9 protein-coding genes are annotated in these 12,245 nt (G+C 71.3%); 7 read left to right on the top strand and 2 right to left on the bottom strand.

The genetic code is table 11. The features are described 5' to 3' along the window. Positions 1 to 3: 3 nt before the first annotated feature. The 6 genes from trpA to ABH927_RS05625 all read left to right on the top strand — a co-directional run bounded on the left by trpA (position 4) and on the right by ABH927_RS05625 (position 4,887). Positions 4 to 798, top strand: coding sequence for a tryptophan synthase subunit alpha (trpA, locus tag ABH927_RS05650; protein ID WP_370018683.1), 795 nt, complete (start codon positions 4 to 6; stop codon positions 796 to 798). 172 nt (positions 799 to 970) lie between these two features. Continuing rightward, a complete protein-coding gene (locus ABH927_RS05645; RefSeq protein WP_370018681.1) occupies positions 971 to 1,462 on the top strand; it encodes a MauE/DoxX family redox-associated membrane protein in 492 nt (163 codons plus the stop codon). Between the two features lie 22 nt (positions 1,463 to 1,484). Next, positions 1,485 to 2,231: a DsbA family protein gene (locus ABH927_RS05640; RefSeq protein WP_370018679.1), complete on the top strand. Its 747-nt coding sequence runs from the start codon at positions 1,485 to 1,487 to the stop codon at positions 2,229 to 2,231. 78 nt (positions 2,232 to 2,309) lie between these two features. Further along, positions 2,310 to 3,314, top strand: coding sequence for a prolipoprotein diacylglyceryl transferase (gene lgt, locus ABH927_RS05635; protein WP_370018678.1), 1,005 nt, complete (start codon positions 2,310 to 2,312; stop codon positions 3,312 to 3,314). After that, positions 3,311 to 4,030, top strand: coding sequence for a VIT1/CCC1 transporter family protein (locus ABH927_RS05630; protein WP_370018676.1), 720 nt, complete (start codon positions 3,311 to 3,313; stop codon positions 4,028 to 4,030). Before lgt ends, ABH927_RS05630 begins: the two co-directional genes overlap by 4 nt. Continuing rightward, entirely contained in the window at positions 4,027 to 4,887 is an 861-nt protein-coding gene (locus ABH927_RS05625; protein WP_370018675.1) for a hypothetical protein, read from the top strand. Before ABH927_RS05630 ends, ABH927_RS05625 begins: the two co-directional genes overlap by 4 nt. Before the next feature lie 101 nt (positions 4,888 to 4,988). Here ABH927_RS05625 and ABH927_RS05620 read toward each other — a convergent pair whose 3' ends face one another. Together ABH927_RS05620 and ABH927_RS05615 are read right to left on the bottom strand one after the other, a co-directional pair. Beyond that, positions 4,989 to 5,837 (bottom strand): LLM class flavin-dependent oxidoreductase, encoded by an 849-nt coding sequence (locus ABH927_RS05620; protein ID WP_370018673.1) that lies wholly within the window; start codon positions 5,835 to 5,837, stop codon positions 4,989 to 4,991. Between the two features lie 129 nt (positions 5,838 to 5,966). Beyond that, the gene (locus tag ABH927_RS05615) at positions 5,967 to 7,496 is read right to left on the bottom strand and encodes a bis-aminopropyl spermidine synthase family protein (RefSeq protein WP_370018671.1); all 1,530 of its coding nucleotides are present in this window, start codon (positions 7,494 to 7,496) and stop codon (positions 5,967 to 5,969) included. A gap of 158 nt (positions 7,497 to 7,654) precedes the next feature. Here ABH927_RS05615 and gltB point away from each other — a divergent pair, with 158 nt between their 5' ends. Then, complete coding sequence (gltB, locus tag ABH927_RS05610; RefSeq protein WP_370018669.1) at positions 7,655 to 12,181, top strand: glutamate synthase large subunit; 4,527 nt, start codon at positions 7,655 to 7,657, stop codon at positions 12,179 to 12,181. Positions 12,182 to 12,245: the final 64 nt, after the last annotated feature.

Below are 12,245 nucleotides of genomic sequence, written 5' to 3'. Positions count from 1 at the left end.
CCGATGACGACTCTCCAGACGGTCTTCGAGAAGGCGCGCGCCGAGAACAGGGCCGCGCTGGTCGGCTACCTGCCGGCGGGCTTTCCCACCAAGGACGGGGCCGTGGCCGCCGCGACCGCCATGGTCGAGGCCGGCTGCGACGTGATCGAGATCGGCCTGCCGTACTCCGATCCGCTCATGGACGGCCCCACCATCCAGGACGCCGTGCACCGGTCGCTCACCAACGGCACGCGCATCGCCGACGTGATGCGCACCGTCGAGGGCGTGGCCAAGTCGGGCGCGGCGACGCTGGTCATGACGTACTGGAACCCGGTCGACCGCTACGGCGCGGAGCGCTTCGCGCGTGACCTCGCCTCTGCGGGCGGCGTGGGGACGATCACGCCCGACCTCACGCCGGAGGAGTCGGAGCCGTGGCTCGCGGCGAGCAAGGAGGCCGGGCTCGGCACCGTCTTCCTGGTCGCGCCCAGCTCGCCGGACGAGCGGATCGCCCGGGTCGCCGCCTGCTGCACCGGCTTCGTCTACGCGGCCTCGCTGATGGGCGTGACCGGCGCCAGGGAGTCGGTGAGCGTCGCGGCCGAAGGCCTGGTCGAGCGGACCCGCCCGCACACCTCGCTGCCCGTCTGCGTCGGCCTCGGGGTCGGCAACGGCAGGCAGGCCGCCGAGGTGGCGGCCTACGCCGACGGCGTCATCGTCGGCTCGGCCTTCATCCGGCGCCTGCTCGACGCCCCGGACGAGGCGTCGGGCCTCACTGCGGTTCGCGAGCTGGCCCACGAGCTCGCCGAAGGCGTCCGGCGCTGAGCCGTCCCGCTGAAACTCCTGCTTACCATGCTCTTATCGAGGACATGGTGAGCTTGGATCCCAGTAATGTTCACTTCGGGATTGCCAAGCGGGCGAGGAGACGATGGTTCAATTGGCATCGGGCAGGCATGTGTCTGACCGGTTACGTTCGGTGAGGCCCGCGCGGTCGTGGGTGACGACCGTCGCGCGGCTCGTGCTCGGCGGCGTGCTCATCGTCGCCGGCGCGCTGAAGATCGGCGCGCCCGCCCTGTCGGTGGAGGCGGTCCGGGCCTACCAGCTCCTGCCGGACCCTGTCGTCAAGATCGTGGGGTACGGCCTGCCGGCGCTGGAGATCATCGTCGGGGTGTTGCTGGTCATCGGGCTGCTCACCCGCCCCGCCGCGGTGATCGCCGGAGTGCTGATGATCGCGTTCGTCGTCGGCATCTCCTCGGTGTGGGCCCGCGGCCTGCGGATCGACTGCGGTTGCTTCGGCGGCGCCGGAACGCTCGGCCAGGGCGAGGACCCTCACTACTTCCGGGAACTCCTGCGTGACTTCGGGCTGGTGCTCTGCGCCTCCTGGATCGTGATGAGGCCTCCCGGCCGGTTCGCGATGGACTCCGCGCTCGGGCTGGCGGGGACGCGGGAGCCGTACCTCCCGGGCGAGGAAGAAGGCGATGAAAGGTGACGCAGCCATTGGGGGAGGCAGCGTGAGCAAGCGGACAAGAGAGGCCTCGGCGAAGGCCCGCATCGCGGCTCAGCGCGAGGCCCTGCGCAAGCAGGAGCAGCGCAGGCGCGCGACCATGGTCGTGACGGTCGCCGTGATCGCGGTGGTGGCGATAGCCGTCGGCTGGTGGTCCATCGCGCAGAGCGCGTCGGAGAAGGTCACCGGAAACCTCGCACCGATCTCGATCCAGGAGGACGGCTCGGTCGTGATGGCACAGCGGGGCGTCACCGCGCCCGTGGTGGACGTCTACGAGGATTTCCAGTGCCCCGCCTGCAAGCAGTTCGAGGAGACCAGCGGCTCGACCCTGAAGAACCTGGCGGCCGAGGGCAAGGCCAAGGTCGTCTACCACGTCCTCACGATCTTCCCGGACGAGCCGACGAAGTCCAACTCGCTGCGCGCGGCGTCGGCGGCGCGCTGTCTCACCGAAGGCTCGCAGTGGATGGCCTTTCACGACAAGCTCTACCAGGGGCAGCCCAGTGAGACCGCGGTCGGCTTCACGGCCGACCAACTGGTGAAGTGGGGCCACGAGGCCGGCGCGAGCGCTCCGGGCTTCGACTCGTGCGTGCGCGGCGAGAAGAACGTGGCCGCCCACCAGGAGTACTCCAGCAAGATCATGAGCGCGCTCAAGCTGCCCGGGACGCCCACCGTCATGCTCGACGGTCAGAGCCTGGAGGACACCGCGTTCGTGCCGAGCGCCCTGCGGGAGGCCGTTCTCAATGCCGCGAAATAGCCGGCCGAACAGGTGTGGCGACCTGTTCTCCAGCGCTGGGCACCGGGGCCGGGCGCTCTTACGGTAACGTCACCTGACATGCCCCTCCTCGCCTCGATTCCCAGCCCGTCACAGGGTGTCTGGGATCTCGGACCCCTACCGATCCGGGCCTACGCGCTGTGCATCGTGCTCGGCGTCATCGTCGCCGTCTGGATCGGTGAGCGCCGCTGGCGTGCCCGCGGCGGCGCGGCTGGAACGATCACCGATCTCGCCGTCTGGGCCGTGCCGTTCGGCCTGGTCGGCGGACGTCTCTATCACGTCATCACCGACTGGCAGCTCTACTTCGGGTCGGGCGCGCCGAACCGGCCGATCGACGCCCTGTTCATCTGGAAGGGCGGCCTCGGCATCTGGGGCGCCATCGCGCTCGGCGCCCTCGGCGTGTGGATCGCCTGCCGCCGCCGCGGCATCTCCTTCTCGGCGGTGGCCGACACCCTCGCCCCGGCCATCGCGGTGGCCCAGGCCATCGGCCGGTGGGGGAACTACTTCAACCAGGAACTGTTCGGCGGTCCCACCGATCTTCCGTGGGGTCTGGAGATCGACCCGGGCCGTCCCGGCACGGTGCCCGGCGTGAGCACCTACCACCCGGCGTTCCTCTACGAGTCGCTGTGGGACCTCGGGCTCGCGGGCCTGCTCCTGGTGCTCGGCAGGCGCCTCAACCTGCGCCACGGCCGCCTCTTCGCGCTGTACGTCGCGGGGTACACGCTGGGGCGGTTCTGGATCGAGGGGCTGCGGGTCGACCCCGCGCACCACATCCTGGGACTCCGGCTCAACCAGTGGACCTCCGTGGTCGTCTTCCTGGGGGCGCTGGCGTACTTTTGGCTGAGCCGGAACAAGACGGGCGAGGAGCCGCTGGGCGTGACCTCCGAGCCCGGGGAGCCGGGCGAGCCGGGCGACGGCGGCGAGGCCGAGAACCCGGATCCCGCCCACGCGAGCGACCAGGCCGACGAGCAGGCCGAGGAACAGGCCGAGGAGCAGGCCGGCGAGCCTGATGAGCGGGACGAGCCCCGGCACGCCGTGCACAACGGGGAGGCCGGACAGCGATGATCGACGGCGGCGCGGGGGCGCGAGCCGAGATCCACCACGAGCACCGGGACGTGAACGGCGGCTGGCTCCGGCCCGCGGTGTTCGGCGCGATGGACGGCCTGGTCTCCAACTTCGCCCTGATCGCGGGCGTGGCGGGAGGCACGGCCACCACCAAGATCGTCGCTCTGGCGGGCGTCGCCGGTCTCGCGGCCGGGGCCTTCTCCATGGCGGGCGGCGAGTACGTCTCGGTCGCCAGCCAGCGGGAGCTGGCCCAGGCGGAGATCGACGTCGAGCGGCGGGAGCTGGAGCGACACCCGCAGGCCGAGGAGGAGGAGCTCGCCCAGCTCTACATCAAGCGCGGCGTGGACCCCGAAACGGCGAGGGAGGTGGCCCGGCAGATCTCCCTCAACCCGGAGCAGGCGCTGGCGGTCCACACGCGGGCGGAGTTAGGCGTGGACCCGCACGATCTCCCCTCGCCGGTCCTCGCGGCGATCTCCTCGTTCCTGTCGTTCAGCCTGGGCGCGCTGATCCCGCTCCTGCCGTACCTGTTCGGCGTGAAGGGGCTGTGGCTTTCGGCGATCGTGTCGATGGCGGCGCTGTTCGCCGCCGGCGTCCTGGTGTCGCGCGTGACCGCGCGGAGCTGGTGGTTCAGCGGCCTCCGCCAGTTGTTCGTGGGCGCCGTCGCGGCGGCCCTGACGTGGGGCCTCGGCACGCTCATCGGAGCCGGCGGTCTATGACCAAACGCAAGCGCCGGTCGTCCGAGGAAAGGTGGACCAGCCCCACTCTCGCCGAATGGGGGCTGACCGGCGGCCAGCAGCGGCTCCTGGTCGGGGTCGGGTCCGTCGCCGCCGTCCTCGCGGCCGCGCTGTTTCTGACGTTCCTGGTAAACGCCATCGCGGGCGGGGAATCCGCGCCCACCGAGGCTCCGCCGGACACTCTCGGAAAGGCCCGGCCAGACCTCTACCAGGCGTGGCCGTCCCTCAAGGAGTTCGCCCCGATCGCCGATCGCAAGGCCGACGGCGCGCCGCTCACCGCGCAGGAGGTCTTCGGCGCGAGGACCCTCACGGTGGGCAAGGTCAGCCTCAAACGGATCGGCGGCCGCCTGGACCCGAGCTGCGCCAATGCCGTCTGGGGCGCCGAACTGGCCGGCCTGCTGGCCCGTGCGGGCTGCACTCAGGCACTGCGCGGCCTCTACTCGACCGCGGACGGCGCCTACGTCGCCCAGTACACGATGCTCAACCTCGCCGACGTGCAGGGGGCGAACGGCCTCGTCGAGAGCCTCAAGACGCTGCACACCGGCGGCTGGGTGCTGCCGCTCGACCCGGCGAAGGCGGGCTTCGGGGGATACAGCGAGTCCAGCGGCCAGGCGATGGGGCACTACGCCGGCCTTGTCTGGGTCGCCCGCGCCGACGGCGCCGAGCCGGGGGAGAAGGACGACTTCGTCATGCTCGGGCTCGCCGCCAGGGAGGCCGAGAAGGCGATCTACCGCCGGGTCGTCGCCGTCGCCGGGCTGCCCGCCGTTCCGGCGCAGCCGGGGGCCGACACCGCCCAGCCGTCCGAGCCCGCCCCCAGCGAGCCCGCAATCTCGCCGTGATCATGCACGGGTTCCCCCGTGGCCGCGCTGACCTGCGTCGATAGTGGCGGTGATCATGCACGGGTGCCGGGTGGCCCGTGGGGCCACCCGGCCGGAATCTGTCAGGCGACGACGTCGGCGAGGCGGTCGATCTGGCCGGGGTCCCGGGCCCAGCAGTAGCAGATCACCTCATCCGCGCCGAGGTCGGCGAACGCGGCGATGGCGTCGCTGACCCGTGACCGCGTGGTGAGCAGGTTCTCCGTGACCCAGGTGGTGTCGCCGAGGAACCCGTAGTAGCCGTTGATCGCCTCGTAGGCGTCCTTGACCGTGTCGTCGGGCCCGAGGGCGACGTTGACCTGCGCCACCATGCGGGGCCGTCCGGCCCGTCCCGCGGTGGTCCACGCCGTTTCGACGGTCTGGAAGAGGTGCCGGGCGTAGCCGGGAGGCGCGGCGCACAGGTAGCCGTCCCCCCAGCGGGCGACGCGCTGGAGCGCGGCGGGTTTGAACGCGCCGATCAGCACCTCCGGCCCGCCGGGGCGGGTAGGCGCCGGCCCGATCGGGCCGACTTCGGCGCTGTACGGCTCACCTGACCAGACGCGGCGCAGGGTGGCCAGGCGCTCGTCGAGGAGGCGTCCGCGGCTGCGGATGTCGGTTCCGGCCGCGAGGTAGTCGTCCTCGCGTCCCCCGACTCCGATGCCGAGCGTGAAGCGGCCGCCCGACATCCGGTCGAGGGTCGCGGTCTGCTTGGCCAGCAGCGCCGGTTCGCGCAGGGGCCCGAGGAGGACCTCCGTCTGGACGCGGATCCGCGTGGTGACGGCTGCGACGGCCGCCAGGGTGATCAGGGGTTCGGGGTTGGCGTAGACGAGACGGTCCAGCAGGCCGAGCGTGGTGAACGGGCCGGCGTCGGCGCGGCGGGCCCAGTCCAGCAGCGCGGGCGGGTCGCTGATGGGCAGGCCGAGACCAACGTTCATGGGATCTACCTCCGAAAGGGCATGCGAACGGAATGCCGCCCGCTCCATCGCCCTCGCGCGGTCAGCGCGTGCGGTGTGCTCCCGTTCTGCGACGTGTTTCTGGGGAGCGCGATCCTCGGAGTCCGATCATTATAGGGTCCGCGACACCGCGGCGGGGAGCTCGGCGAGGCGGTGAAGGGGCAGATCGAGGGCCGTCACGTCGGCGGCCCAGGGAGCGGCCTCCTCGACCGCGGCCCTGGCCTGCTTCTTCGTGAGCCCGGCCGCCTCGGTCAGCCCCTCTCGCCAGAGGTTGGCGACCTTGCCGTGGGCGCCGTCCAGGACGCGCCGGACGATCCGGGCCGCCCCGCCGTCCGGGAGCGGGAGCCGTACGGCGTCGAGGACCGGGCCGCCGGCGGTGAGCTCGTACACAGGCGACAGCGCCGACGCCAGCGCGGGGAGGTCGCCGGGCGGACCGGCGAGGAGCACGCGCACGTGCCGGGCGCGGGTCGCGAGCAGCAGCCGGGGGACCGCGGCCTCCAGCCCGGCCGGTACGGCTATCGCGACCCGATCCGGGGCGGCCGCGTAGGGCTTGGCGAGCAGCGTGGCGAGCCTCGCCCGGGGGACCTTCGGCAGCAGCTCGCGCGGCCAGTCCCCGGCGAGCAGGCCGGGGGCGAACGTCTCCACGGCCTCCACGCCGGGGAGGCCGGACGCCGAGGCCTCGACGGCCTGGGGACCCTGGGTGTAGATCGCGGTCGTGAGCCGGTCGAGACGGGCGGCGATGGCGGGCCACGTCTTGGTGGTGGGCCGCAGGACGTAGAGGTCGGCCGCGCTGCCGATGGCCTCGGCCCCGTGATAGCGATTGAAGTTCGGAAATATCGCTTCATTGAGCAGATTGAGGTCGGAGAGCGCCCGCTGCACCTTGAGGGCAAGCATGGGGGTCCGCTCCGACGCGCCGTACGCCAGCAGGATCCGGCCCTGGTCCCGGTCGCGCAGGCCCTCCGCCGCCCGGGCCGCGAACAGCCCGATGCCCTCCGGCGTGTAGGGCGGATCGGTGATCGCCAGGTCGGCCCAGCCGCGCGCCGAGGGCGGCAGGCCCAGGCGGAGGTCGGCCCAGCGGGTGTGGACGCCGAGGTCCTGGTCGTCGATGTAGCCGAGGATCCGCTCGTCGATGTCGGCCACCATGACCTCGACCTCCGGATGGACCATCCGTACGGCCAGAGAGGTCAGGTCGTGGTCGCCGACGCCGAGCAGGCGGGCGCCCGGCAGCCAGAAGCGGGTCCCGAGCAGGATCGCGCGCCGCAGGACCGTCTCGGCGGTGGCGGCGACGTGGTCGAGCGTGTGCCGCCCGCGCGGCGCCTTGGCGATCAGGGTCTCCAGCCGGTCGAGCACGTCCGGCACTTCGCGTGGATCCGAAATAACGGCGAGCTGCCCGTTGTTATAGCGTCCAGTCTGATCTGCCGGGATTCGGACGCGGTCGCCGCTGTTGTGCTCAAGGGGGAGCTCACGCAGCAGCGCCTCGATCGTCCGCCTCGACGTCGCGGTTTCCCGGACCAGGTCGGCCAGGGTCCACCAGCGGCCGTCGCCGAGCAGTGCAACGGCTGTGCGGAGGCGCCGGCTGTCCACGCCCAACGAGACGCCCGCCTGCGCCAGCAACTGGTCTATCGCGTCCTGATCGGCCATGCGGCAACTGTATCCATCGCGTTAACCAGTGAAGGTTCGCGAAGGGGACCGGGGGGGCACTATTCCGGCAGGGTGCGGTAATCTACACAGACCTACACCCGCAGCAGGGCCAACGTCGTCCCTCTGTTTCAACAGACGATGACGACGGGAGGGATTACATGCCTGCTGCCCGCCTTGGCCTGCCCGGAGGCTTCCCCAAGCCTCAGGGCCTTTACGACCCCTCAAACGAGCACGACGCCTGCGGTGTGGCCATGGTCGCCGACGTCGCCGGCCGCCGCAGCTACGACATCGTCGCCAAGGCGCTGACGGCGCTCCGCAATCTCGACCACCGCGGAGCAAGCGGAAGCGAGCCCGACACCGGCGACGGCGCGGGCATCCTCACACAGATCCCCGACGCGTTCTTCCGCGCGGTCGTGAACTTCGATCTTCCGGCCGAGGGCGCCTACGCCGCCGGCACCGCGTTCCTGCCGCTCGACGAGCAGGCGAGGGACATCGCGATCCGCCTCATCGAGGAGATCGCCGCCGAGGAGGGCGTCACCGTCCTCGGCTGGCGTGACCTGCCCGTCGACGCCGCCCTTCCCGGGGCGAGCGCCCGCGCGGTCATGCCGTACTTCAAGCAGCTCTTCGTCGCGTCTCCCGGCGGCGAGACCGGGCTCGACCTCGACCGGCGCGCGTTCGCCTTCCGCAAGCGGGCCGAGCACGAGGCCGACGTCTACTTCGCGTCGCTGTCCAGCCGTACGATCGTCTACAAGGGCATGCTGACCTCCCTGCAGGTCGAGCCGTTCTTCGCCGACCTGGCCGACGAGCGCTACGTCACCGCGATCGCGCTGGTCCACTCGCGGTTCTCCACCAACACGTTCCCGTCGTGGCCGCTGGCCCACCCGTACCGGTACATCGCGCACAACGGCGAGATCAACACCGTCAAGGGCAACCGGAACTGGATGCGCGCCCGCGAGGCCATGCTCGCCACGGACCTCGTCCCCGGCGACCTGAAGCGGCTCTTCCCGATCTGCGACCCCGACGGCTCCGACACCGCGTCCTTCGACGAGACGCTGGAGCTGCTCCACCTGGGCGGCCGGTCGCTCCCGCACGCCGTGCTCATGATGATCCCCGAGGCGTGGGAGAACCACACGGAGATGGACCCCGCCCGGCGGGCGTTCTACGAGTTCCACTCGACGCTGATGGAGGCCTGGGACGGCCCCGCGTCGATCACCTTCTCCGACGGCACCCTCGTCGGCGCCGTGCTCGACCGGAACGGCCTGCGTCCCGGGCGCTTCTGGGTCACCGACGACGGCCTGGTCGTCCTCGCCTCCGAGGCGGGCGTGCTCTCGGACATCGCGCCGGAGAACGTCGTCCGCAAGGGCCGCCTCCAGCCCGGCAAGATGTTCCTCGTCGACACCGGCCGCGGCACGATCGTCGAGGACGACGAGATCAAGGCCGAGCTCGCGGCGGCCGAGCCGTACGGCGAGTGGCTGCACGCGGGCCTGGTCCGCTTCGAGGAGCTGCCCGGGCGCGAGCACGAGCACCCGACCCACGAGGCCCTCGTCAAGCGGCAGCAGACCTTCGGCTACACCGAGGAGGAGCTGCGGATCATCCTCGCGCCGATGGCCAGGGCGGCGTACGAGCCGATCGGCTCGATGGGCACCGACACGCCCGTGGCCGTGCTGAGTGAGAAGCCGCGGCTGCTGTTCGACTACTTCAGCCAGCTCTTCGCGCAGGTCACCAACCCGCCGCTGGACGCCATCCGCGAGGAGCTCGTCACCTCGCTGCAGTCGACCATCGGCCCCGAGGGCAACCTGCTCGACCCCGGCCCGGCCTCGTGCCGCCGGCTCGTGCTGCCCTACCCGGTGATCGACAACGACGAGCTCGCCAAGATCGTCCACATCAACGACGAGGGCGCGCTGCCCGGCTTCCAGCCGCACGTCGTCTCCGGCCTGTTCGACGTCGCCGGTGGCGGCGACGCCCTGGTGCGGCGGCTGGAGGAGATCCGCCAGGAGGTCTCCGCGGCGATCCGGGACGGGGCACGGATCATCGTGCTCTCCGACCGCGGGTCCTCGCGGGAGAAGGCGCCGATCCCGTCGCTGCTGCTCACCGGCGCGGTCCACCACCACCTCATCCGGGAGAAGTCGCGCACCCGCGTCGGGCTCGTCCTGGAGACCGGCGAGGCCCGCGAGTGCCACCACATGGCGCTGCTCATCGGGTACGGCGCCAGCGCCATCAACCCCTACCTCGCGCTGGAGACGGCCGAGGACATGATCGCGACGGGCATGCTCGACCTCGAGCCGCGTAAGGCCGTCCGCAACCTCATCAAGGCGTACGGCAAGGGCGTCCTGAAGGTCATGTCGAAGATGGGCGTGTCCACGGTCGCGTCCTACACCGGCGCGCAGATCTTCGAGGCGCTCGGCCTGGGCGCCGACGTCATCGACCAGTGCTTCACCGGCACCACCTCCCGGCTCGGCGGCGTGGGCTTCGACGTCCTCGCCCGCGAGGCGCTGGAGCGGCACCAGCGGGCCTACCCCCGCGCCGAGAACCCGCACCGGCGGCTTGACGTCGGGGGCGAGTACCAGTGGCGCCGCGAGGGCGAGCCGCACCTGTTCAACCCCACGACGGTCTTCAAGCTGCAGCACGCCACCCGGTCGCGGCGCTACGAGATCTTCAAGGAGTACACCTCGCTCGTCGACGGGCAGTCCGAGCAGCTCATGACGCTGCGCGGCCTGTTCAAGCTGCGCCCCGGCGCGCAGCCCGTCCCGATCGAGGAGGTCGAGCCGGTCGAGTCGATCGTCAAGCGGTTCTCCACCGGCGCCATGTCTTACGGCTCCATCTCGATGGAGGCGCACGAGACCCTGGCCATCGCCATGAACCGGCTCGGCGCCAAGTCGAACACCGGTGAGGGCGGCGAGGACCCCGAGCGGCTGTACGACCCGGCCCGCCGGTCGGCGATCAAGCAGGTGGCCTCCGGCCGCTTCGGCGTGACCAGCGAATACCTCGTCAACGCCGACGACCTGCAGATCAAGATGGCCCAGGGCGCCAAGCCCGGCGAGGGCGGCCAGCTCCCCGGCCACAAGGTGTACCCGTGGATCGCCAGGACCCGGCACTCCACGCCCGGCGTCGGCCTCATCTCGCCGCCGCCGCACCACGACATCTACTCGATCGAGGACCTGGCCCAGCTCATCCACGACCTCAAGAACGCCAACCCGCGGGCCCGCGTCCACGTGAAGCTGGTCTCCGAGGTCGGCGTCGGTACCGTGGCCGCCGGTGTCAGCAAGGCCCACGCCGACGTCGTGCTGATCTCCGGCCACGACGGCGGCACCGGCGCCTCGCCGCTGACGTCGCTCAAGCACGCGGGCGCGCCCTGGGAGCTCGGCCTCGCCGAGACCCAGCAGACCCTGCTGCTCAACGGCCTGCGCGACCGCATCGTCGTCCAGGCCGACGGCCAGCTCAAGACCGGCCGCGACGTCATCGTCGCCGCGCTGCTCGGCGCCGAGGAGTACGGCTTCGCGACCGCTCCGCTGGTCGTCTCGGGCTGCGTCATGATGCGGGTCTGCCACCTGGACACCTGCCCGGTCGGCGTCGCCACGCAGAACCCGGAGCTGCGCAAGCGGTTCACCGGCAAGCCCGAGTTCGTGGTGAACTTCTTCGAGTTCATCGCCCAGGAGGTCCGCGAGTACCTCGCGCAGCTCGGCTTCCGCTCGCTCGACGAGGTCATCGGCCACGCCGAGCTGCTCGACACCGCCGAGGCGGTCGACCACTGGAAGGCCGCCGGGCTCGACCTGTCGCCGATCCTGCACCAGCCGGAGCTGCCCGAGGGCACCCCGCTGCACCAGGTCGTCGAGCAGGACCACGGACTCGGCAAGGCCCTCGACAACACGCTCATCCAGCTCGCCGAGGGCGCTCTGGAGTTCGGCGACCGGGTCACGCTGGAGCTGCCCATCCGCAACGTCAACCGTACGGTCGGGACCATGCTCGGCCACGAGGTGACCAAGCGGTACGGCGGAGCCGGCCTGCCCGACAACACGATCGACGTGTCCTTCACCGGCTCGGCGGGCAACTCGTTCGGCGCGTTCGTGCCCCGCGGCGTCACGCTGCGGCTCACCGGCGACGCCAACGACTACCTCGGCAAGGGCCTGTCGGGCGGCCGCCTGGTCGTCCGCCCGCACCCCGACGCGCCGTTCGCCGCCGAGACACAGGTCGTCTCCGGCAACGTCGGCCTGTACGGCGCGACCTCCGGCGAGGTCTTCGTCCGGGGCGTCGTCGGCGAGCGGTTCTGCGTCCGCAACTCGGGCGCCACCGCCATCGTCGAGGGCGTCGGCGACCACGGCTGCGAGTACATGACCGGCGGCCGGGCCATCGTCCTCGGCCCGACCGGGCGCAACTTCGCGGCCGGCATGTCGGGCGGCATCGCCTACGCGATCGACCTCAAGCCCGAGCGGGTCAACCGCGAGATGGTCGAGATCGAACCGCTGGACGACGAGGACGCCGAGTTCCTCAGGGAGATCGTCGACAAGCACTTCGCGGAGACGGGTTCCACGGTCGCCAAGGACCTGCTGGCCGACTGGGACATCGCCCTCACCAGGTTCAGCAAGGTCATGCCGTCGGACTACAAGCGGGTCCTCCAGGCGCGGGCCGCCGCCGAGGCCGAGGGCCGGGACATCGACGAGGCCGTAATGGCCGCAGCGCACGGGTGATGCCGATGTCCGCGCAAACGGCCATCGACGGCCAGGCCGTAATGGGCTGTGACACAACCACCGC

It is taken from the genome of Planotetraspora sp. GP83, from assembly GCF_041262585.1.
In the GTDB taxonomy this organism is placed as follows: domain Bacteria; phylum Actinomycetota; class Actinomycetes; order Streptosporangiales; family Streptosporangiaceae; genus JAOEGB01.
Note: the sequence above shows the minus strand (reverse complement) of the source record. Positions and strands in the feature narration are given on the sequence as shown.

Excerpts from the sequence above, each read along its gene's own strand:
- trpA (WP_370018683.1), top strand. The coding sequence starts at position 4 with ATGACGACTCTCCAGACGGTCTTCGAGAAGGCGCGCGCCGAGAACAGG.
- lgt (WP_370018678.1), top strand. The coding sequence starts at position 2,310 with ATGCCCCTCCTCGCCTCGATTCCCAGCCCGTCACAGGGTGTCTGGGAT.
- ABH927_RS05630 (WP_370018676.1), top strand. The coding sequence starts at position 3,311 with ATGATCGACGGCGGCGCGGGGGCGCGAGCCGAGATCCACCACGAGCAC.
- gltB (WP_370018669.1), top strand. The coding sequence starts at position 7,655 with ATGCCTGCTGCCCGCCTTGGCCTGCCCGGAGGCTTCCCCAAGCCTCAG.
- ABH927_RS05625 (WP_370018675.1), top strand. The coding sequence starts at position 4,027 with ATGACCAAACGCAAGCGCCGGTCGTCCGAGGAAAGGTGGACCAGCCCC.
- ABH927_RS05615 (WP_370018671.1), bottom strand. The coding sequence starts at position 7,496 with ATGGCCGATCAGGACGCGATAGACCAGTTGCTGGCGCAGGCGGGCGTC.
- ABH927_RS05620 (WP_370018673.1), bottom strand. The coding sequence starts at position 5,837 with ATGAACGTTGGTCTCGGCCTGCCCATCAGCGACCCGCCCGCGCTGCTG.